Annotated in this window: 21 protein-coding genes; 12 read left to right on the top strand and 9 right to left on the bottom strand. The window is 42.1% G+C overall.

All coding sequences use genetic code 11. The annotated features are described in order from the left end of the window. Nucleotides 1–8: 8 nt before the first annotated feature. The 3 genes from AC5YCD_RS14740 to AC5YCD_RS14730 all read right to left on the bottom strand — a co-directional run bounded on the left by AC5YCD_RS14740 (nucleotide 9) and on the right by AC5YCD_RS14730 (nucleotide 2,915). Nucleotides 9–1,192 (bottom strand): IS3 family transposase gene (locus tag AC5YCD_RS14740; protein ID WP_496129453.1). Its coding sequence is split into 2 segments (ribosomal slippage): nucleotides 9–916 and nucleotides 916–1,192, totalling 1,185 coding nucleotides; the frame shifts between segments, so codons are not numbered across the junction. 199 nt (nucleotides 1,193–1,391) lie between these two features. Continuing rightward, the gene (locus tag AC5YCD_RS14735) at nucleotides 1,392–1,751 is read right to left on the bottom strand and encodes an endonuclease domain-containing protein (protein ID WP_496130749.1); all 360 of its coding nucleotides are present in this window, start codon (nucleotides 1,749–1,751) and stop codon (nucleotides 1,392–1,394) included. 132 nt (nucleotides 1,752–1,883) lie between these two features. Beyond that, nucleotides 1,884–2,915: a molecular chaperone DnaJ gene (locus tag AC5YCD_RS14730; RefSeq protein WP_496130752.1), complete on the bottom strand. Its 1,032-nt coding sequence runs from the start codon at nucleotides 2,913–2,915 to the stop codon at nucleotides 1,884–1,886. A 170-nt stretch (nucleotides 2,916–3,085) separates the two neighbouring features. Here AC5YCD_RS14730 and AC5YCD_RS14725 point away from each other — a divergent pair, with 170 nt between their 5' ends. The 5 genes from AC5YCD_RS14725 to AC5YCD_RS14705 all read left to right on the top strand — a co-directional run bounded on the left by AC5YCD_RS14725 (nucleotide 3,086) and on the right by AC5YCD_RS14705 (nucleotide 7,343). Further along, nucleotides 3,086–3,763 (top strand): DUF421 domain-containing protein, encoded by a 678-nt coding sequence (locus tag AC5YCD_RS14725; protein WP_496130748.1) that lies wholly within the window; start codon nucleotides 3,086–3,088, stop codon nucleotides 3,761–3,763. A 436-nt stretch (nucleotides 3,764–4,199) separates the two neighbouring features. Continuing rightward, the gene (locus AC5YCD_RS14720; protein ID WP_496130747.1) at nucleotides 4,200–5,126 is read left to right on the top strand and encodes a transporter substrate-binding domain-containing protein; all 927 of its coding nucleotides are present in this window, start codon (nucleotides 4,200–4,202) and stop codon (nucleotides 5,124–5,126) included. A 50-nt stretch (nucleotides 5,127–5,176) separates the two neighbouring features. After that, nucleotides 5,177–5,923 (top strand): amino acid ABC transporter permease, encoded by a 747-nt coding sequence (locus AC5YCD_RS14715; protein ID WP_496130746.1) that lies wholly within the window; start codon nucleotides 5,177–5,179, stop codon nucleotides 5,921–5,923. Further along, the gene (locus tag AC5YCD_RS14710) at nucleotides 5,923–6,606 is read left to right on the top strand and encodes an ABC transporter permease subunit (protein ID WP_496130745.1); all 684 of its coding nucleotides are present in this window, start codon (nucleotides 5,923–5,925) and stop codon (nucleotides 6,604–6,606) included. Before AC5YCD_RS14715 ends, AC5YCD_RS14710 begins: the two co-directional genes overlap by 1 nt. 11 nt (nucleotides 6,607–6,617) lie before the next feature. Continuing rightward, complete coding sequence (locus AC5YCD_RS14705) at nucleotides 6,618–7,343, top strand: amino acid ABC transporter ATP-binding protein (protein WP_496130751.1); 726 nt, start codon at nucleotides 6,618–6,620, stop codon at nucleotides 7,341–7,343. Between the two features lie 55 nt (nucleotides 7,344–7,398). Here AC5YCD_RS14705 and AC5YCD_RS14700 read toward each other — a convergent pair whose 3' ends face one another. From AC5YCD_RS14700 to AC5YCD_RS14690, 3 genes are all read right to left on the bottom strand, one after another. Further along, nucleotides 7,399–8,091, bottom strand: coding sequence for an HAD family hydrolase (locus AC5YCD_RS14700; RefSeq protein ID WP_496130744.1), 693 nt, complete (start codon nucleotides 8,089–8,091; stop codon nucleotides 7,399–7,401). Between the two features lie 116 nt (nucleotides 8,092–8,207). After that, complete coding sequence (locus tag AC5YCD_RS14695) at nucleotides 8,208–9,347, bottom strand: porin (protein ID WP_496130743.1); 1,140 nt, start codon at nucleotides 9,345–9,347, stop codon at nucleotides 8,208–8,210. A gap of 105 nt (nucleotides 9,348–9,452) precedes the next feature. Continuing rightward, a complete protein-coding gene (locus tag AC5YCD_RS14690) occupies nucleotides 9,453–10,664 on the bottom strand; it encodes an MFS transporter (protein ID WP_496130742.1) in 1,212 nt (403 codons plus the stop codon). Nucleotides 10,665–10,767: 103 nt separating this feature from the next. On the opposite strand from AC5YCD_RS14690, the gene AC5YCD_RS14685 reads away from it, so the two are divergent. From AC5YCD_RS14685 to putP, 4 genes are all read left to right on the top strand, one after another. Beyond that, nucleotides 10,768–11,379, top strand: coding sequence for a 1-acyl-sn-glycerol-3-phosphate acyltransferase (locus AC5YCD_RS14685; RefSeq protein ID WP_496130741.1), 612 nt, complete (start codon nucleotides 10,768–10,770; stop codon nucleotides 11,377–11,379). Between the two features lie 117 nt (nucleotides 11,380–11,496). Further along, nucleotides 11,497–11,967, top strand: coding sequence for an NfeD family protein (locus AC5YCD_RS14680; protein WP_496130740.1), 471 nt, complete (start codon nucleotides 11,497–11,499; stop codon nucleotides 11,965–11,967). Between the two features lie 4 nt (nucleotides 11,968–11,971). Continuing rightward, nucleotides 11,972–12,826: an SPFH domain-containing protein gene (locus tag AC5YCD_RS14675; RefSeq protein WP_496130750.1), complete on the top strand. Its 855-nt coding sequence runs from the start codon at nucleotides 11,972–11,974 to the stop codon at nucleotides 12,824–12,826. 208 nt (nucleotides 12,827–13,034) lie between these two features. Continuing rightward, nucleotides 13,035–14,528 (top strand): sodium/proline symporter PutP, encoded by a 1,494-nt coding sequence (putP, locus tag AC5YCD_RS14670; RefSeq protein WP_496130739.1) that lies wholly within the window; start codon nucleotides 13,035–13,037, stop codon nucleotides 14,526–14,528. A 40-nt stretch (nucleotides 14,529–14,568) separates the two neighbouring features. Here putP and AC5YCD_RS14665 read toward each other — a convergent pair whose 3' ends face one another. Then, on the bottom strand, nucleotides 14,569–16,191 hold the full coding sequence (locus AC5YCD_RS14665) for an ATP-binding protein (RefSeq protein ID WP_496130738.1): 1,623 nt from the start codon (nucleotides 16,189–16,191) through the stop codon (nucleotides 14,569–14,571). Nucleotides 16,192–16,227: 36 nt separating this feature from the next. Continuing rightward, complete coding sequence (gene bfmR, locus AC5YCD_RS14660) at nucleotides 16,228–16,944, bottom strand: response regulator transcription factor BfmR (RefSeq protein ID WP_496130737.1); 717 nt, start codon at nucleotides 16,942–16,944, stop codon at nucleotides 16,228–16,230. 567 nt (nucleotides 16,945–17,511) lie between these two features. Here bfmR and AC5YCD_RS14655 point away from each other — a divergent pair. From AC5YCD_RS14655 to AC5YCD_RS14645, 3 genes are all read left to right on the top strand, one after another. After that, nucleotides 17,512–20,346, top strand: a complete 2,835-nt coding sequence (locus tag AC5YCD_RS14655; protein ID WP_496130736.1) for a ribonucleoside-diphosphate reductase subunit alpha — start codon at nucleotides 17,512–17,514, stop codon at nucleotides 20,344–20,346. 275 nt (nucleotides 20,347–20,621) lie between these two features. Then, nucleotides 20,622–20,744 carry a hypothetical protein gene (locus AC5YCD_RS14650; RefSeq protein ID WP_496130735.1) on the top strand — a complete coding sequence of 41 codons (123 nt, stop codon included), beginning with the start codon at nucleotides 20,622–20,624 and terminating at the stop codon, nucleotides 20,742–20,744. Nucleotides 20,745–20,894: 150 nt separating this feature from the next. Then, nucleotides 20,895–22,178 carry a ribonucleotide-diphosphate reductase subunit beta gene (locus AC5YCD_RS14645; RefSeq protein WP_496130734.1) on the top strand — a complete coding sequence of 428 codons (1,284 nt, stop codon included), beginning with the start codon at nucleotides 20,895–20,897 and terminating at the stop codon, nucleotides 22,176–22,178. Between the two features lie 191 nt (nucleotides 22,179–22,369). Here the strand turns inward: AC5YCD_RS14645 and AC5YCD_RS14640 are convergent. After that, a partial coding sequence (locus AC5YCD_RS14640) for a transposase family protein (RefSeq protein ID WP_496130733.1) occupies nucleotides 22,370–22,575 on the bottom strand: 206 nt, incomplete at its 5' end.

The following is a 22,575-nucleotide window of genomic DNA, read 5'->3' as shown; positions in this document are numbered from 1 at the left end:
TGTAGTGGTCAACAAATATTGGACACAGTTTTAAGTTCATTTTCAGCCTGACAAGGACTGATACCATCGTTAAATCGATGAGGTCGTATCTGATTGTAGTATTCCATCAGATACAGACCAACATCTAGCTTCGCTTCTTCAATTGAGCTGTATCCCAATTTGGGAATCCACTCAGTCTTGAGACTTCTAAAAAGCCTTTCTGTTGGGGCATTGTCCCAACAGTTTCCTTTACGACTCATACTTTGTTGCATGGCGTAGCACGCCAACCTATGCCGAACTAAAAGGCTTTTATATTGGCTGCCTTGATCAGAATGGAAGATCACGCCACTCGGTTTACCTCGCCGATGCCATGCTTCATCTAATGCCTTAATGACTAAATGTTGGTCTGCTTGGGACGACATAGACCAACCAATCACTCGACGAGCATACAGATCAAGAACAACTGCAAGATAAGCCCATGTTTTACCTGTCCAAATATAGGTAATGTCACTGCTCCACACATGATTAGGCTGAACAGGTTTAAATTGCCTGTTTAATATATTTGGAACAGCAGGGACTTCAGCTACGTTGCTTTGATATTTGTACTTCTTACGTTGTTTGGAAACAAGACCTGATTCACGCATTAACTTACGTACCAGATAGCGTCCAATCTTAATGCCCTGATTCAACAACATAAATCGAATTCCCCGACTACCAAGAGAGTGACGACTTTGCTTAAATAGACTTTTAATCATCACTTTAAGCTTGATACGATCTGGATGAGGAGTTTTACTTGTTGAACGGTAATGGTAATAGCTTGAACGCAGTACACCAAAGGCACGACAGATTAATTTAACAGAGCTTAGCTTTCTTAATTGATCAATCAACGCATATGTTTGAATTCGTCTGACATTAAGAGAGCTGTAGCCTTTTTTAGGATCATCTTCTCCTGCTCGAGTTGATGGATACGAGCTTTAAGTTGTTGTATTTCCCTTTGCTCAGCTGTTAGAGCAGGCATTGTTGGAGATTGTCCTGTTCGTTCAAATTGAAGTTGATCAACCCAACGTTTTAATGCTGTCTGCCCAACATCTAAAGCACGACAGGCCTGTAAAATTGAATAGCCTTGATCAAGTACAAGGCTTGCTGCTTCTAATTTGAATTCTGGAGTAAATGTTCGTCTTGTTCTCATTGAGCACCTCTTTGGTGAATACATTATCACCTAAATTGGTGTCCAACTTTATTAAACCACTACAATTTGATTTAATACCTGTATGAATTTCACAATGGAATTCCCTCTCCTTTTAGGAGAGGGTTAGGGAGAGGTGCTTTTAAATTTTTTTCATTATAAATTCTACCCTCACCCCCTTGCGAAGCAGTGCTTCTCATCCCAAAGGAAGAAGGAGCTTCCATTATCAATTTACTTTCAGCTCAAGGCATATATTCCACAAATCCTCCAACACCACATCCGTCCTCCCCAACACATCATGATTGCAATACCGAACCACCGTTAAAGCCAATGCCTCTAAAAACTTCGTGCGTTCAGCATCATATTCAATCGCATCATCAGTTCCATGCTGACTACCATCCAACTCAATCACCAAACCAATTTCATGGCAGTAAAAATCCACAATATACGGTTTAATCACATGCTGACGACGAAATTTAAGATTCATAAATCGCTTGGCTCGTAAGATCTGCCACATAAGACTTTCTGCATCGGTGGCGGTGTGGCGCATGGATTTGGCGTATTCTAATAATTTAGGGTTTATCATTTTTCTTATTACCTCTTACCCTCACCCCGACCCTCTCCCAAGGGAGAGGGGGAAATTACAGTGTATTTACATCTTATTGGATACACAAACAGAGTTCCCTCTCCTTCTAGGAGAGGGCTAGGGAGAGGTAAACTATAGAACTTGATGCTCCAACAACATCTCCACCCCACTCTCTCTCCCCATATACATGAGTCTTTGCTTTTCCGCTTTAAGCTGTTGCTTTACCTGTGATACATCCGCATCAATCTGCTTATACAAATCCGCAATATTCAGCTGCCCTTTTGACTTACTTACCGCAATTTTGGCTTTATTTGACCACACAAGCGAATTAATCAATTCTTGAATCTGCTTTTTTAACGCTTGGCTTTGTGCTTCTAAGGCCTGTTGGTAAAACTTCACCTGCTCTGTGCTTAAACCCTTATTTGAACCATTTTTACTTTGCTCAACTTCAAGCTGAAGTTTGAGTAAAAAGAATAAATCTTCCTGCTCATAGGCTGCATTGGCACGTTGTAACAGCTCGGTTTTTTCGGCTTTTTTGGACTCATCAGGCTCACGGTCAGGGTGAATGATGGATGCAATTTTTAAATATACGGTTTTGAGTGATTGATTCACTAACTTTTCAGCTTGTGCTTGTTTCTCTTGCTGACGTTTGAGCTTGGCTTGATCTTTTGCTTGCTGATATTGGTCGCTGTTCCAGTTTTCAAATTCATCATCAGCTTGAACGGTTTCATATTCAGATTCATTAAAAGTATCTACATTTTTCTGCTTAGTTTTTTTCTTGTTGTGTTCTACTGCCTGCATATAGTACGCATGCATTTTTTCAACTTCATCAATTTGCTTTTGACTAAGTAAATGTGAGCCTTGTAGTAAGCGAGCTAAGTTTTGAATCTTATCTTCTATCGTTGCTGTATCTGCTTTGCTAAAACGATACAGATTTAAACTCGTCCAGAGTATCTGCATCTGTTCATACAACGTGTTGTATAAATCACGGTATGCAGGCATCAATGCTTTTTGGCTATAGGCACGAATATCGTCCTTGGCAGTTTGCCACGCCAGCAGCAAACGCTTTTGCTGTTCAATCTCATCAATTAAACGATTCAGCTTGTTATGCTGCGGTGAAACTTCCAAAACGGTTTGGGCGGTGGTTTTAGGCAACAAAGACATCATCTATCTAACAAAAAGCACGATTTGGCTATTATGCCTACCTCAGCTTAAACACTCTATAGTGCATCGCTGAGTCCTGTCGCAAAGCGCTCTTAAAACTTCACAAAAGAGTAAAACTTAAATAACTTCAACTTGCTAGAGTAAATATATTCACAATTAGAGTTTAAGGCATGGATCTGGCGCAGCTATTCGTTCACGACACTACATTGGCATTTGGCTTTGAAATTATTGTGCGCTGTGTGCTGATGTATATGCTCATTATTTTGTTTTTACGCTTAACCGGCAAACGCGGCGTACGGCAGCTGTCTATTTTTGAAGTGGCGATTTTATTGGCATTGGGCTCAATTTCAGGCGATCCCATGTTTGATGAGGAATTGCCAATTTTACAAGCAGTTTTGGTCATGAGTGTGGTGATTTTCATGTATCGCCTGACCACTTGGTTAATGATGAAATATCAACCCTTTGAAGATTTAATTGAGGGCAAATCTTTATATGTGGTGGAAGATGGCATGCTGGTTTTAGAGAAAATTCAACGCGGTAAAATGTCACATGATGAATTCTTTGCCGAAATGCGTCAGCAAGGCGTCGAGCATTTAGGCCAAGTACGGGTCGGCCTATTAGAAAGCGACGGTAAGTTTAGTATTTTATTTTTTCCAGATGATCAGGTGCGCTATGGCTTGCCGCTGTTTCCTAAAGCCGCTCAAATCATCTATCAGGTCCAGCCTGAGGTGCAGTATGCATGTACTTACTGCGGCTTTGTCAGCACGCTGAGTTCGGCACAAACGCCCTGTGTACGCTGCGGCTGTCATCAATGGACCCACGCCATAAATGATAGACGTATTACTTAAAGCGTTCATCAGTCTATATAACAACCAGCAGCTTAGAGATGGGCAGCTGACTTTTCAATGCGTTAAGGCAAAAGAAATTTTAATGCACGATTTATAGATACAAATCCAACTCCAGCTCCTACAAGGCTGAACTACACATAGCCAAGAGATCTTGGATTTTAAGCGCATAACCAATTCAAAACATTGAATAATATTTTATAAAACCCAAAAATCACATCTGTATTTGGCATAGCACTTGCTTGTTTGCCCAGGGTATGGGCAAAGCCTGCGTCCAATTTAACATGACGCTTTAGGTTAAACTTGCCGCAAAATAGTGCTTGAGCTTGTAATCTGATCTCGATTAAGATGCAAAAAAGCTGCATTTTTAAGCAGTTATTTTCAATGTTTCAGCATTATAAAAATTGAACAAATTAAAGAAAAAAATAGAGGAATCACTATGTTAAAAAAAGTCGTGTGTGCCAGTGCCTTAATGCTAGGTTTAACGGCCTGTAGCAACGATCAAGCACCCAAAACCGAAAATGCCAGCGGCAATGCTGCTGCAACTTCAGGTACTTTAGAGAAAATTAAACAATCTGGGACTGTGGTACTCGGTTATCGTGACTCATCCATTCCGTTTTCTTATATTGCGGATAATCCAAATCAACCTGTGGGTTTTGCCCATGACTTACAACTGCAAGTGGTTGAAGCCTTAAAAAAAGAACTCAATAATCCAAACTTAAAAATCCGTTATAACCTTGTCACCAGTCAAAATCGTATTCCATTGGTTTCCAATGGCACTGTTGATTTAGAATGTGGTTCAACCACCAACAATAAAGAACGTCAGCAACAAGTTGATTTCTCTGTCGGTTTCTTCCAAGTGGGTTCACGCTTACTCACCGCCGCTGATTCAGGCATCCAAGACTTTGCTGATTTAAAAGGCAAAAAGTTAGTCACCACTGCAGGTACCACTTCAGAACGTTATATCCGTCAGCATGAAAAAGAGCTGGGCATTGGTGAAGTGATTTCTGCTAAAGACCATGCTGAATCTTTCTTAATGCTACAAAACGGCCGTGCTGCGGCATTTATGATGGATGATATTTTACTGGCAGGTGAAAAATCTAAAGCCAAAGAGCCCAACAAATGGGTGATTGTCGGCACGGCGCCAATTCAAGAAGTCTACGGCTGTATGTTACGTAAAGGTGATGCTGGCTTTAAGAAAGTGGTTGATGATGCGATTAAAGCCACTTATAGCTCAGGTCAAATCAACGACATGTATAAGAAATGGTTTGAACAGCCGATTCCACCAAAAAACATTAACCTAAACTTCCCAATGTCAGATGCAGTGAAAGCCTTAATCGCCAATCCACATGATCGTGATCAATAATTTTTGCCCTACTTGAAGCCATGCTTTGGCTTCAAGTGATAGGAGAGACTATGAATTATAGTTGGAATTGGGGTGTACTCTGGCAAAACACAGGCGTAGGTGATAGCACCTACCTCGACTGGCTCGTGACGGGCTTAGGTTGGCTGTTTGTGATTGCCATTGTTGCATGGAGTATTGCCTTAGTTTTGGGCAGTCTGTTAGGCATTATGCGCACTTTACCCAATCAAACAGCACGCGCGATAGGTACAGGCTATGTCAACTTATTTCGCAATGTCCCCTTATTAATTCAGTTATTTATTTGGTTTTATGTGGTGCCCAATTTTTTACCCGACGCGATTAAAAGCTGGTGGATGAATGATTTAGGTGCCAATACCACAGCGCTGATTTCCGCCAGCGTGGGTTTGGGTTTATTTACCGCAGCACGGGTCTGCGAACAAGTCCGTACCGGAATTGAGGCACTGCCGCGTGGGCAAATTAATGCAGGATATGCCATGGGTTTTAGTACTTTTCAGCTCTATCGCTATATCATTTTGCCGCAATCCTTTCGCATGATTTTGCCACCCTTAAGCTCTGAGCTGACCAACTGCGTCAAAAATACCTCAATTGCCTCTTTAGTGGGTGTGGCTGAAATCATCTCGCAAATGAAAACCATCAGTGAATATACCCAAAACACCATTGAGATTTATACCTACGTCACCCTTGTCTTTATTGTGATTAATATCTGCCTGATTCAAGGTATGAATTTACTGGAAAAACGCTTACGTATTCCGGGGCTCATGACAGGAGGGTCTAAATAATGGAATGGCTCACTGTTTTTTTCACTGATTTACAAGCCTCCTACCCTGCGCTGTGGCATGGCTTTAGCATCACCTTAAAAGTGCTGCTGTTTGCGACAGTGGGCGGGATATTGATTGGCACTTTGCTAGCGCTCATGCGTTTATCTTCAATTAAAATTTTTAATTTGTTTGCGCAAAGCTATGTCAACTTATTTCGCTCGATTCCGCTGTTATTGGTATTGATGTGGTTTTACTTTGCCGTGCCATTTATTTACACCGGTGTTACAGGCAAATACCTCACCATTGATACAGCTCTGGTCTCAAGCATTGTGGCTTTTATGCTATTTGAAGCCGCGTATTTTGCCGAAATTGTCCGCGCAGGGATTCAATCTATTCCTAAAGGGCAAAGTGCTGCTGCATCCGCCTTAGGCATGAGCTATGGGCAATCCATGCGTTTAATTATTTTGCCACAAGCTTTTCGCAAAATGACGCCGCTATTATTACAGCAAAGTATTATTTTATTTCAAGATTCCACTATGGTCTATGCCATTGGCTTACTGGATTTCTTTAGAACCAACTATGTCCGTGGCGACCTGATGTCGCTACTGACCCAATATATTTTATTTGCTGGTTTGGTCTATTTTACAGTGAGTTTACTCGCCACCTTCTTGGTGAAAAAACTGCAACAAAGGTTACGCGTATGACAGATTCCGTCATGATTGATATTCAAAACATCAGCAAATGGTATGGTGATTTCCAAGTGCTGACCGATTGCAACACGAAAATTCGCCAAGGTGAAGTGGTGGTGGTCTGTGGCCCTTCAGGTTCAGGCAAATCGACACTCATTAAAACCGTCAACGGCTTAGAGCCATTTCAACAAGGCGATATTGTCGTCGATGGGCTACGTTTAAAAGATCCTAAAACCAACTTAACTCAACTGCGCAGCCGCGTGGGCATGGTGTTTCAGCACTTTGAACTGTTCCCCCATTTAAGTATTCAAGATAATTTAACCATTGCTCAAATTAAAGTCTTAGGTCGCTCACAAGCTGAAGCCAACAAAAAAGGCTTGGCTTATTTAGATCGTGTCGGCTTAAGCCAGCATGCCAAGAAATATCCGGCCGAACTCTCAGGGGGGCAACAACAACGCGTCGCGATTGCCCGTGCTTTAAGTATGGACCCAATTGCCATGCTGTTTGATGAACCGACCTCAGCCCTTGATCCAGAAATGATCAATGAAGTGTTAGATGTGATGGTGGAGCTGGCCAAAGAAGGCATGACTATGATGTGCGTGACCCACGAAATGGGCTTTGCGCGCCAAGTGGCACATCGAGTGATTTTTATGGATCAAGGTAAAATCATTGAAGATTGCTCAAAAGATGAGTTCTTTACCACACAGCGCAGTGAACGCGCGCAGCATTTTTTAGAGAAAATTTTACATTAAATGATGCGTGCCAATCTCACGCTGCATCGCTGCATCTGCCAATTGCAAAGAAAGTTTATACTGATAAATAGAGCCAAACTTCATCCAACTGGGTGATTTTTGGTACATCAAGCAACTGTGGGCTGGGATGAAAACCTTGTAACCACAGCGCAGGCATCCCCGCCGCTTGTGCCCCATAAATATCATTTATCGGATGATCACCAATAAATAAGCACTGTTCAGGTGCTAGATTTAAATGCGCTGCGGTATGTAAAAAAATGTCTGGCTGAGGCTTCGCAATACCAATCAGCTCTGAGCTATGCACCACATCAAAATAATCTAAAAACCCCAAACCTTGTAAAATATTTACACGACTTTGCTGCCCACCATTGGAAATGATTCCCAATTTAAAGTTTTGCTGTTTAAGTTGTTGTAATAATTGTTCAGCCCCCGACATTGCCACCGCACAACGCCCAAACTGACTGAACCAAAACTCGGTTAGCTCCTCTACACTGGGGCGCTGCTGCCAACTGAGTTGTTGCAGTAAAGCATAGCCAACCGAGGCGGCAATACTTGGATGCGTGAGCAATTCTTTTTGAGGATAACCGCCATTATCAATGCGACGTATAATGTTAATCACACTATGCAAAGCATCGGGTTGTATATTATTTTGATAATGTGCCATCAACTGACGGCTATAGGCCTGCACACTTTGATCACGATGGGTTAAGGTGTTGTCTAAATCAAATAAAACCGCCTGAATCTGCATATAAAACAGCCACAAATAAAGGCTAATCTAACATGCACCCGCCGCAAAGCTTAGCGCAAATTATGACTATGCTTTGCGTCAAACTAAAAAAGGCGCAGCGTGCGCCTTTTTATCACTTAGAATTTGTATTCTAAGCCTGTACCTAATAAGACTTGTTGATCTTCCTGTGCAGCTTGTTCAATAGTTAAATAGCCCGCATGAGCATAGACTTTGACTTGTTTAGACCAAGCATAATCTACGCCTGCCAAGATTTGCTGCATGTCATAGTCAGGCGTGGCATCCTTAAAGCTCAGCGTGTTTTGGCTGTACTGTGCTTTAAGCGTCCAGGCTTTGGCATGGGCTAGCTTATATTCTGCGCCCAATAGCCATGCTTTGGCATCATCAATATTTTGTACTGTGACGTCTTGCGCCAGTTTTTCACCTGCTGTGACATCGGCAGTTTCAGACACCTGATATAAAGCACGTAGCGATAAACCGTTGTCCAAGTTCACACGGCCAATGGCACGTAAGTTATCTGCTGCCGCAATTACATTGGTGTCTGCCTGTACCTCTTTCATCTGAGCATTTAAAAAACCACGACTTAAAAAACGGCTCGGCATGGCTTTGTCATAACCCAGACCTGCAACAAAAGTTTTGTCGCTATAGACTACAGAGGATGACCAAGAATCACCTAAGCCACGGCCAGCGACACTATACCCACCTTTGCTGGCTTTAATACGCTGTTCACCTTCACCTGTTGCCAATTGTAGTTTGGCTTCTACTTGACCTTGACCCAGTTTAAAACTCGGTGCTTCATAGACTAGGCTGTTATCAATACGAGTTTCACCGGCCATCATGCCGTGAATATCGGCATTATTTTCTACAGCGTTGTTAAAGCTATCAACTTGAGCCGAAAGCTGTTTAACAGGGGTATCAATTTTACCCAGTTTCACTGTACCTAAGGTTTGATCTTTTAAACCAATGAATAAGTTACGCGGTACAAAGCTATCACCGCTACCGCTTTGACCATCATCACCATAAAAGGTAAATTCAGCTTGATAGAGTGCGCTTAAACGTTCATTAAGTTTTTGGTCGCCTTTTAAGCCAATAAATGAGTTATTTGAACTGAGCTCAGTCACATCACGAGCACGACCGTTGGCATTATCTTGTTTTAAATAGTCGATACTTAAATCAATTTCGCCATAGAAGGTTGGCGCAGCTACAGCTGATACTGTTAAAGTTGAAAGGGCAACTAAGGCAGCCAATTTGGTTTTCATGAGAGATCCTTGTTCCAATTAAGGCGGGCATCTTACATGGCTCAGTGATAATAAAAATGACTAAAATTTAAATTTCATATAGATTTGAATGAGTTAGAGTAATTATTAGCCAGATAGACGTTTTTTCCAGCGGTAGATTGGATACAAAGACAACATCGCAATCATACTAATAAGGCTTAAATATCTGGCATAACCAAGCATGTCTGCGGCAACACCACTGAGCACATATAAGCCGCCACTGATCGTCGCCATAATCGCCACTTGCAAAGTAAAGTCTGTGCCTGCCCATGCTTGACGGCTGTATTGCATAATTAAAGTGAGCATCACCACTAACAGCATACTGGAGCTGGCGTCTTCAACAGCATTAATGCTATAAATCAGCCATACACTAACCTGCTGCTGTTGCTCATATTGGCCTGCCAACCACACATAAGCCATTAAGCTTACAATTTTAACTATTGAAAATAGGATTAAAGCTTGATCACGGGCTAAAAATTTTAACAATAGACCTGCCAGTCCTGCCCCCATTAAGGCTGCTATAGCCCCTAAACCCGTAATATAAAGCCCGATCTGTTGAAAGCTTAAGCCTAGATCGACCATTAAAGGCTTAAGCATTGGGCCGGCTAGGCCATCAGCAATTTTAAAACTCAGCAACACCCCAAGCCATGCCCATAACTCAGGCTTTGATTTAAAATAGGCCACATAGCTTTTTAAGCCCTGTTTGGGTAATGGTTGCTGTGGCTGTTTTAGCGATTGTCCACGCCTTGCCAATAAAATCGGCAGACTATTGAGTGCAACGAACCCAGCCAGCATTAAAAAGGTCGCTTGCCATTGCCATGTCTCAAGTAACCATAACAACGCACCACCACCGACAATAAAACCCAAACGTGAGCCAAGCACTTGTAAGGTATTGCCCCAATGTTGGCTTTGCGTTTTAAGATGAGTAACTGCTAAACCATCGCTGGCAATGTCTTGCGTGGCAGCAGCAAAGTTCATAAGCAACAACAATACAAAAAAACCGATTAAATACTCTGGCTGATCAAGCGCATGAATAGGTAAAAAAGACAGCGCCACCAAACAGCCCACCATGAGCAATTGCAGTGGAATAATCCAAGTCCGGTATGTGGCGTAGCGATCTATAAAAGCTGCCCAAAACACTTTGATCGACCATGGCAGCATAAGCAGACCAAAGCCACCAATATGCGCTAAAGACACACCTTCAGCCCGTAAAATCACTGGCAAGGCATGGGTCATAAAGCCCACAGGTAAACCTTGTGCCCAATACAAACAAAATAAAAGCAGATAAATTTGTGGCATATGGATGAAATTTGGGCATAAAAATAGTAAACACATTTTGCCGCTATATTTTTTAGCTGAAAAGCCTAAACTATTTATGTTGTAACTCAATTAAGGATTGCTAATGTCCACATTGCCACTTTTACCGAATCAAGTACCTAGACGCCAAGGTACCTTCAGTCAAAAGTTTTTTAAGCAATTGTATTTAGCACAAGGCTGGAAATTTCAAGGTGATTTTCCCAATTTGCCCAAAGCGGTGGCGATTGTTATGCCGCATACTTCAAACTTAGATGGCTGGTATGGCTTTAACTTTGTGGTGGCCATAGATCTTAAAATTCATATCTTTGCCAAAGCCAGTTTATTTAATACCCCACTCAAACCGCTGCTCAATTGGCTCGATGTCATCCCAGTCAAACGAGATGCTTCGCAAGGTTTAACCCAGCAAGCCATTCATGAATTACGTAGCCGTGAGCAAATTTGGATTGGTATGACCCCAGAAGGCACGCGACATAACGCAACTGAGTTTAGAAGTGGCTTTTATCGTATTGCGTTGGGTGCAGAGGTGCCCATTGTCATGTTTGCCTTAGATTATGCACAAAAAATCATTTATTGCTTAGGCGCATTTGAAGCAACAGGTGATTATGATGCTGACCTAAAACATATATTGGCTTTATATCGCGATAAAATTTCAGCCAAACACCCTGAGCGTTTAGCTAAACCTTTGCAAAAAAAATAGTGCGTAGGCAATAGATGTAAAACCTTCAGCGTGGGCTTGTTATATGCGCTGCAGTTAATTTTAATCATTTCTACACTTATGTTACAGTCAAAGTTCTTCGCAACATAGGATACTGCCATGTGGGTCTTAGAACCATGGCACTGGGTTGTATTAGGTGTCATGCTCATTTTAGCAGAATTAATTTTACCCTCTTTTGCTGCACTATGGTTTGGTGTCGCGGCCTTAGTGGTAAGCCTGTTATATTGGCTTTTCCCCAGCATGAGCAGCACTTTACAAATTGTGATTTGGGTGCTGCTGTCAATTTTATCTACAGTGGCGTGGTTTAAACTGATTAAACCGCTGTCGATTGATAAAACCAAAGCGGGTTTATCGCGTGAAGCCACCATTGGACAAATTGGGATGGTGATTGAAAACCATCTCGAGCATGAACATATTAAAGTACGTTTTTCTGTGCCGGTGTTAGGCGCAGATGAATGGCAATGTCGGAGCTTAAATGCCGTCAAGGTTGGCGACCGAGTTCGTGTCGTGGACATTTTAGGCAATGACCTATTGGTTGAGCCACACACATCACAACAACAACGAGATTAAATTTATGCCAGTGAGTAGTATTATTGGATTAGCCCTCTTGGCCTTTGTTGCCATCACCATTTTTAAGGGCGTACGTATTGTGCCGCAAGGCTATAAGTGGATTGTGCAACGTTTAGGTAAATATCACACCACTTTGCAACCAGGATTAAACTTCGTCATTCCTTATGTCGATGAAGTGGCCTATAAAGTCACCACCAAAGATATTGTCTTAGATATCCCATCGCAAGAAGTGATTACCCGTGATAACGCGGTGTTACTGATGAATGCGGTGGCGTATATTAATTTAACCACACCTGAAAAAGCCGTTTATGGCATCGAAAACTATTCATGGGCCATTCAAAATTTAGTACAAACCTCATTGCGCTCGATCGTGGGCGAAATGGATTTAGATGATGCGCTGTCTTCACGCGACCATATTAAAGCCAAGCTTAAAACTGCGATTTCAGATGATATTTCGGATTGGGGTATCACCTTAAAAACAGTTGAAATCCAAGATATTAAACCCTCAAACACCATGCAAGCAGCCATGGAAGAACAAGCGGCGGCAGAACGTCAACGCCGTGCCACCGTGACCAAAGCTGATGGTGAAAAGCAAGCCGCGATTTTAGAAGCCGATGGTCGTTTAGAAGCCTCACGTCGTGATGCCGAAGCACAAGTGGTGTTAGCAGAAGCATCACAAAAAGCCATTACTATGGTGTCCTCAGCAGTTGGTGATAAAGAAATTCCTGTCGCTTATTTATTGGGTGAGCAATACGTTAAAGCCATGCAAGAGATGGCCAAATCTAATAATGCCAAAACTGTAGTTTTACCTGCCGATGTACTCAATACCATCCGCGGTGTTATGGGTCAAAACCGCTAAAATTCAATTCTTTTTAACAACATAGACAGCAGCAATGCTGTCTATTTTTATACTGTGCATGAAAACCTCAGCAATAGATTCAAAATTATGGTTAAATTTCGCGTTTATTTTTGAAAAAATTCGGACTTGTGGTCAGGAATGAAGCAAGGCGGCAACAGCGTCTGTAACCGCTTTTGATCAACTGTCCAACTTGAAAAATGGATCATGTATGAGCTCCCTGAATCCCACTCTTATTACTTTTTTATTCTATATTGTCGCCATGGTCGCGATTGGCCTGATGGCTTATCGCGCCACTGCTAACTTTTCTGACTATATCTTAGGCGGTCGTCGCTTAGGCAGTTTTGTCACTGCCCTATCTGCTGGCGCATCGGATATGAGCGGTTGGTTACTCATGGGTTTACCTGGCGCTATTTATCTCTCTGGCCTGTCTGAAATGTGGATCGCGATTGGTCTGATTATTGGTGCATGGCTCAATTGGCTGTTGGTCGCAGGTCGTTTACGGGTACATACCGAAGTGCAGCATAACGCCCTCACCTTGCCAGATTATTTTTCCAACCGTTTTAACGACCAAAAGAAAGTTTTACGTATTGTTTCGGCATTTGTAATTTTAATTTTCTTTGCCATTTACTGTGCTTCGGGCATGGTCGCTGGTGCGCGCTTATTCGAAAGCATGTTTGATATGTCGTATAGCACCGCGCTGTGGATTAGTGCCATTGCTACCATTAGCTACGTGTTTATTGGCGGTTTCTTGGCGGTGTCTTGGACAGATACCTTCCAAGCGGGCTTAATGATCTTTGCTTTGATCTTAACCCCTGTTGTGACCTTAATGACTTTCTCAGATCTGTCACAAGTGAGCTTAGCTTTAGAAGCAGCACGTCCACAGGCCACTGACCTAATAGGTAATTTAAGCTTTGTGGCAATTATGTCATTACTGGCATGGGGCTTAGGTTATTTTGGTCAACCGCATATTTTAGTGCGCTTTATGGCGGCTGATTCGGTTAAATCGATTCCAAATGCCCGCCGTATTGGTATGACATGGATGATTTTATGTTTAGGCGGTGCGGTGGCTGCGGGCTTCTTTGGTATTGCTTATTTCCAAGCGCATCCAGAATTGGCCAGTGTGGTGAATGCCAACCCTGAAACTGTGTTTATGGAATTGACTAAAATTTTATTCAATCCATGGATTGCAGGTGTGGTACTGGCTGCTATTTTAGCCGCTGTCATGAGTACACTAAGCTGTCAGCTTTTAGTCTGCTCAAGTACCTTAACTGAAGATTTCTATAAATCGTTGCTACGCAAAAATGCTAGCCAAAACGAATTAGTCTGGGTGGGTCGTATCATGGTACTGATGATTGCATTACTTGCGATTTGGATGGCGGGTAATCCTGAATCTAAAGTACTGGGCTTAGTGGCCTATGCATGGGCAGGTTTTGGTGCAGCATTTGGTCCACTAATCATCTTGTCCTTGTTCTGGCGTCGTATGACACGCAATGGTGCCTTAGCTGGCATGATCGTGGGTGCGGTGATGGTGATTGTATGGAAAAATGTTTGGGGTGATACTGGCGTCTATGAAATCATTCCAGGCTTTATCTGTTCAGCCATTGCCATTGTTGTGGTGAGCCTCATGGGCAAAGCGCCAACTGCTGAAATTACTGCGCGCTTTGACGAAGCAGATCGCTTATATAAAGAAGCCACCAAGTAATCCTTGTTTGAACCAAAAAGCCCGCAACATGCGGGCTTTTTTATTTCTTTTTAGTTAAACGTTTGGCTGGCCAAGTCATGGTAAAACGCGCCCCACCCAATAATGGACTTTGATCAATCGATACTTTTCCACCAAACCAGTAGGCAATACGACTGACAATAGATAAACCTAAACCATATCCCCCTGAAGCACGGGTACGGCTGTCATCTAAACGAGCAAAGGCTTCAAAAATGCGTTCGCGTTCAGCTTCTGGAATACCAGGGCCATCATCTTCGACACAAATATAGGCAAAACCTTGTTCATTTAAACCCCCACTCATCAGTACTTTAGTGTCGGCATAACGCACTGCATTACCCACTAAGTTTTGAATGACACGGTGTAAATAGCGCCGCTCAGTTTCAACCATTAACGTAATTGGCGGTGCCTGTAACTCTAAAGTTTTACCAGTTTTTAGGGCTTCAGTTTCAATCAGTACTTGATCGAGTACTTCAAATAAAGCCACTTGTTCAAAGTCTAAAGACGGCATGCCTTGTTCGAGCTTGGCATAGGTCATAATTTCATCAATTAAGGTGTTTAAGGCCTCAATGTCTTTATCAATCATCTCCATTTGCTGCTGACGATATTCGTAGTCGTCTTCATCAACCAACATTTCTAAAGCAAAACGAATCCGTGCCACAGGGGTACGTAGTTCATGCGATACTGCACGCATCAGTTCACGCTGCGCTTCAATTAAACGCTGAATATGCTCTGCCATGTTGTTATAACTGGTGGCTAGATTAGCGAGCTCATCAGTCCCATCCACAGGTAAACGCACCGATAAATCACCACCCTGAATTTGGTCCAAGGCACGATTCACTTCACGAATCTTGCGTTGCATTGGAATCATGAGACCATAAACGCCTAAACTCAGAATAAATAAGCTGAGTAAAGTCACCCCTGCAGCCAGCTCAAATGGCATCCAATTAAATAGCGGTACTGGCCCAATCACAATGGCTTGGGTTGGATCACGCTCTAAAGGGCTGATAATTGAAATGGTGGTGCCACGAATGGAGGCATTATCTTTATAGACAATAATGCCATTGCCCAAACGTAAACGACTGAGTTGTTCTGAGTCTAAAGATAAATCGCGTAGATTTTGAATACTGACTGGATAAGAAAAGTGATCTTGAATATTGGCCAAGTATTTGGCTTCTTGCCCTGAATAATATGCCAAATAATCTTGAATGAAGACCGGCAAAAATTTCATTTGCTGTTCGGTAATTTCATCAATCTGCGCATACAGGTAATGATCTGGATCATCTTTAATGCCCATCACCACATAGGCAATGGAATTTTCCGCCTCATAACGCACCACTGCCTTTTGTTCGGCAATGCGGCGATTTTCCGCACGTGACAACGACACTTGATCAGCACGAATATAAAAAATCGGTAGCCCCAACAAGTTTGAGGCATCCGAGATCCAATCTTCTTTTTGTTGCTGATTGGATTGACGTGCAATCCCCTCACTAATGATGTAAGCCATACCATCGGTCAGTGATTCACGGTATTCTTGTGCTCGTTGATAATTGATGACTTGGGTGAGCACATAACCTGAACAGGCGACAAGCACCATCAAAATCAAAAGTCCAGCATAAATCCGCAAAAAAATACTGTGTTTAAACACCTAAGGCTTGTCCTATAGCAAGGGGATAAAAAACGCTTAAATACCGTTGGTTTCTTTTACAAATAAGTAACCTTTACTACGTACGGTTTTAATACGTTTTGGATTTTCCGGATCATCGCCAATTTTTGGACGGATACGCGAGATACGCACGTCAATCGAACGGTCTTGACCGTCATATTCGATACCACGTAGACGCTCAAAAATGTCTTCACGCGATAAAATACGACCAGCATTAGACGCCAATAACCACAGAAGATCATATTCAGCGCTGGTAAAATCGACCAATTCACCATTTAGGGTCACTGAACGACCACCGTTGTCAATCACAAGGTCATCAAACTCAATACGCTGTGCCACTTCATCTTCAGCAACTTTGTCAGTACGGCGTAATAAAGCACGAATACGCGCCAACAGTACACGCGGCTGTACCGGTTTTGCGACATAATCATCAGCACCCATTTCTAGGCCTAAGACTTGATCCATATCTTCAGTACGCGCAGTTAGCATTAAAATCGGCTGATGATAGTGGGGACGCACTTCACGGCAAATGGTTAAACCATCTGCGCCGGGTAACATCACGTCTAACACCACTAAATCGGGTTGTTCAGCAATAATACGACGGATCGCACGGTTACCGTCGGTTTCTACCCCAACTTCAAGACCATTACGGATTAAATATTCTTGCGTTAAGCGTGCAAGACGTTCGTCATCTTCAACAATTAAAATTTTAGGTAACTTTTCTTCTTGGCTCATGGACAATGCCCCTTTATTAACTTGACGTATCCCTTAAAAATCCAATAGATACGCTTAAATATAAGTTGCAATATACACACGTTTACATTGTAAACAAGAGCTCATTCACCAAACTGATACATCAAAGTAGCAAATTGTTATATTTTTATAATTCTAAATAATAGTCTATGCCACTGAATGCAGCTGCGTGTGCTGAGCTTGTTATTTTTTAGGCAGTCAGTGCAGGTTTTTTGCTTAACAAAAATTAAATTTGGCGCTTTTGTAGTTATCCACAACTTTATCTATATTCTCTTTTGCCAAGCTTTGCTATGCTATGCCTCACGGGGCAAGGCTTAAAGATAAAGTCTGCCTTTTTTTATTTTTTTGACAGAAGTTTGAATCAAAAACTTTTCTAAAATGTCAATATTGATCTACTACAGATTTTCCCGTATCTTGTGCCCAATCCCAATTGAAACCACTAAGTCTTGTGTTTATCCCGTAAAACACTTGGGACCAGTATTGTCTAGTTATCCCTAGATATGCTCACTCCAAACTTATTGGTTAATAAACAAATAAAGAGTTGATGCAATGAGCGTAACCACAGCGACCCCCGGTCAACTTCAAGTGATTAAACGCACTGGTGAAGTTGCCGCTTTTGATGCTGAAAAAATTTCAGTTGCCATTGGCAAAGCATTCTTAGCCGTTGAAGGCCAGCCAAGTGCTGAATCAAGCCGCATTCATGATCGTATTGAACAATTAACTGAAATGGTACTGAACACGTTTAAACGTCGTTTACCTTCAGGCGGTACGATTCATATTGAAGAGATTCAAGATCAAGTTGAACTGGCACTTATGCGTACTGGCGAGCAAAAGGTTGCGCGTGCTTACGTGATTTATCGTGAACAACGTGCTGAAGCACGTAAACAGTTAAACGCGAATCATCATCCAACTCTACAAATTTTAGACCAAAACGGTCAGTTAAAGCCGCTGGATTTAAGCGCTTTAACAGCAACCATCGCAACTGCTGCCCAAGGCCTAGAAGGCATTGACATTCAAGCGATTGTGGATGAAACCGTTAAAAACCTATACAACGGCGTCAAAGAGTCTGACATCTCAACCACTATGATGATGGCAACCCGTACCCGTATTGAACAAGAGCCAAACTACACGTATGTGACTGCGCGTCTACTACGTGACAACTTAGTGGCAACTGGTCTTGAGTTTTTAGGTTTAGCAACAGATACCAATGAAGGTGATGCGCTTGAGACGTTCTTAAACAAAGGGATCGAGCTTGAGCTTTTATCTCCTGAACTGCTTAACTTTGACCTTGCAAAATTGGCAGCAGCGATCAAACCAGAACGCTCTAACCAATTTACCTACTTAGGTTTACAAACTTTATTTGACCGTTACTTCATCCACTCAGATGGCGTACGTTTTGAATTACCGCAATTGTTCTTTATGCGTGTTTCGATGGGCTTAAGCCTAAACGAAGAAAACCGTGAAGAGCGTGCAATTGAGTTCTATAACTTACTCTCTAGCTTTGATTATATGGCGTCTACACCAACGCTATTTAACTCAGGTACGCTACGTCCACAGTTATCAAGCTGCTACTTAACCACTATTGCTGATGACCTGTACAACATCTATGGCGCAATGCGTGATAACGCCATGTTGTCTAAATGGGCTGGTGGTTTAGGTAACGACTGGACCCCAGTACGTGCGCTGAACTCATACATCAAAGGCACTAATGGTAAATCACAAGGTGTGGTGCCATTCCTAAAAGTGGCTAACGATACCGCAGTTGCAGTCAACCAAGGTGGTAAGCGTAAAGGTGCAGTCTGTGCATACCTTGAAACTTGGCATTTGGACATCGAAGAATTCCTAGAGCTTCGTAAAAACACAGGTGATGACCGTCGTCGTACCCATGACATGAACACAGCCAACTGGGTTCCAGATTTGTTCATGCAACGTGTGATTGAAGACAAAGAGTGGACGCTATTCACGCCATCTGAAACACCTGATCTACACGACTTAACAGGTGCTGAATTCGCTGAACGTTATGCTTACTACGAAGGCATTGCTAAAGAAAACAACATGCTGCATAAAGTCATTCGTGCGAAAGACTTATGGCGCAAAATGTTGTCTATGCTATTTGAAACAGGTCACCCGTGGATCACATTCAAAGACGTATGTAACTTACGTTCACCACAGCAACACGTAGGCGTAGTTCACTCATCGAACTTATGTACTGAAATTACCCTAAATACCAACCAAGACGAAATCGCGGTATGTAACTTAGGTTCAATTAACTTAGTACAACACGTGCAAGGTGGTGTGTTAGATCGCGAAAAACTAGCGCGCACTGTAAAAACAGCAGTTCGTATGTTAGACAACGTGATTGACATCAACTACTACGCAGTACCACAAGCGCGTAATTCAAACCTTAAACACCGCCCTGTCGGTATGGGTATCATGGGCTTCCAAGATGCACTATATGAAATGGGTATGGCGTATGGTTCTGACGCGGCTGTAAACTTTGCTGATGAATCAATGGAAGTGATTTCGTACTACGCGATTCAAACCTCTAGCGATTTAGCACTTGAACGTGGTACTTACGAAACCTTTAAAGGTTCACTCTGGGATCAAGGTATTTTACCAATTGACTCACTCAACCTAGTCGCGAAAACACGTCCTGAAGGCATGTTTGAAGTTGACCGTACACAGCGTTTGGATTGGGACACATTACGTGCCAAAGTTCAAAAAGACGGTATGCGTAACTCAAACGTAATGGCAATTGCACCAACTGCAACCATTTCAAACATTTGTGGCGTTTCGCAATCAATTGAACCAACATTCCAAAACTTATATGTGAAATCTAACCTGTCAGGTGAATTCACAGTGATCAACCCGTACTTAGTACGTGCGTTAAAAGATCGCGGTCTTTGGGATTCTGTGATGGTGAATGATCTTAAACACTTCGAAGGTTCGGTACAAAAAATTGCCCGTATCCCAGAAGAGTTAAAAGCAATCTTCGCGACTGCCTTTGAAGTTGAACCACGTTGGATCGTTGATGCTGCATCACGTCGTCAAAAGTGGATTGACCAAGCGCAATCACTGAACTTGTACATCTCTGGTGCAAACGGTAAGAAACTGGACATCACGTATAAGATGGCTTGGTTACGTGGTCTAAAAACCACTTACTACCTACGTGCATTAGGTGCGACTTCTGCTGAGAAATCGACGATTAATACTGGCGCATTAAACGCTGTGAAATCGACGATTGCACCGAATGCTGCTGCACCAGTTTCCGCGCCAGTTGAAGCAACACCTGCTGCTTCTGTAGAAGAAGATGGTTTTGCAAATGCAGCACCAGTGCCACAAGCATGTTCAATTGACAATCCAGATTGTGAGGCTTGTCAGTGACTCATAGGATTTACACATTAGTTTGTAGTGATAGTTTGTTGCAACCGCTCAGCTATCCTTACTTAATATTATTAATGTGATAGTTGAGCATATTGTGAGTACAAGAATATGCCTAACAATAAATCCGCATCACTTTTAACCGTGATAGTTATTGCTGTTTCACAATCGCTCTCTTCAAGTCCAACTTTGGACTTGGGAGAACAAAATAATGTAAATACTATTGCATGTAATAAATGCACAATAGTTATTAAACAATAAGTCCAAAGGAAATTTTCATGGAAACAATGACCCCCAACTATATGTTAGGACTTGCTGCCCTGATTATTTCCTTTGCAGTTTTATTTTACGTCCCTGTAGCGTATTTTTTCATTAAACAGCGCAAACAGAAGCGTAAGTAAAATAAGTCGTGTTGAAGGATTTAGCATTTTTGATACAAAAAATGCCCTATATCAGCAAAACTTAATTTTGCTTACACAATATAAGCGTATAGTGAAGACATCTTAGTTGAGATGTCTAAACCAGATATAACGCAACGAAGAGTACATACTATGTCTATCCTGAGTTGGGACGATTTCGAAGATGATTCGCAAAAACCGACTGCACCTGAACAGCAGCCTGCGCCCGTCGAACCGCAAAAAGCGGCTCATTCGCAAGTGGTATCTGATGCAAAGCAACCACAGACGCATGTGGCAACTGCACAACCCGCTACAACCTATAGCGGAGCCGCAGCAGATTCAACCGATCCACTGGCAAGAGCATCTCACGCCCTAAATAATTTAGATGCAGCACCAGGTCTTGAAGAACTTGAGATGGGTGCGCAGCGTGTTCAAGTTGATGACAAAGCCATGATCAACTGCCGTGCGGATTTAAACCAACTTGTACCATTTAAGTACGAGTGGGCGTGGCAAAAATATCTAGACGGTTGTGCTAACCACTGGATGCCACAAGAAGTTAACATGAACCACGATATCGCATTGTGGAAATCTGAAGATGGCTTAACCGAAGACGAACGTACTATTGTGATGCGTTCACTTGGTTTCTTCTCGACTGCCGATTCATTGGTAGCAAATAACCTAGTCCTTGCGATCTACCGTCACATTACCAACCCTGAATGCCGTCAATACTTATTGCGTCAAGCGTTTGAAGAAGCAATTCATACCCACGCTTACCAATACTGTATCGAATCATTAGGTATGGATGAAGGCGAAGTATTTAACATGTACCGCGAAGTGCCATCTGTAGCACGTAAAGCGGCATGGGGTCTTAAATATACCCAGTCTTTAACCGATCCTACCTTCCAAACGGGTACACCTGAAAACGACCAAATCTTGCTACGCAACTTGATCGCGTTCTACTGTGTCTTAGAAGGTATCTTCTTCTACTGTGGTTTCTCGCAAATTTTATCGATGGGTCGTCGTAACAAGATGAATGGTGTTGCTGAGCAATTCCAATACATCTTACGTGATGAGTCTATGCACTTGAATTTTGGTATCGACATGATTAACCAAATCAAGAACGAGAATCCGCATTTATGGACAGCTGAATTCCAACAAGAAATCGTTCAAATGATTCTTGAAGGCACCATGCTTGAAATCGAATATGCTAAAGATACCATGCCACGCGGCGTACTTGGCATGAACGCGGCAATGATGGAAGAATACTTAAAATTCATCTGTAACCGTCGTTTAAACCAACTCGGTTTACCTGAACAATTTGCTGGTGTGAATAACCCATTCCAGTGGATGTCAGAAATGATGGACTTACGTAAAGAGAAAAACTTCTTTGAAACTCGCGTAACGGATTACCAAACTGGTGGTGCGTTAAGCTGGTAAGATTTTTTTCAATTTTACTGTAAAAATCCCGCTCTTTGAGTGGGATTTTTTATGCATAATCAAGTAATAAATAAAGCAAACTTGGAATTTATACTTATATCAATTAATCTAAAAATAAAATAATAAAAAGGCTATTTATAATGTGCTTATATTCTTTAAAAAAAATAATATTAGATCTCTTGCGAAAGTGGTTATTGCAAGTTTATTCGGTTTACCAGTGCAGCAATTAAGTTAATGCGTAAACAGAATCTTTTCCGTCTATTTCGATAGCGTTCACTTAATATTCTAAATGTTTTCAATTGACTATTGATGTGTTCGATCACAACTCGTATTTTTCCAATCAGTTTATTGTACTTTTTCTCAACACTAAATAACGGGAAATTCTTCTTTTTCTTTA

The organism is Acinetobacter sp. CY05 (genome assembly GCF_059515805.1).
The sequence above is the reverse complement of the archived record's forward strand: the minus strand, read 5'-3'. Positions and strand labels throughout refer to the sequence as shown.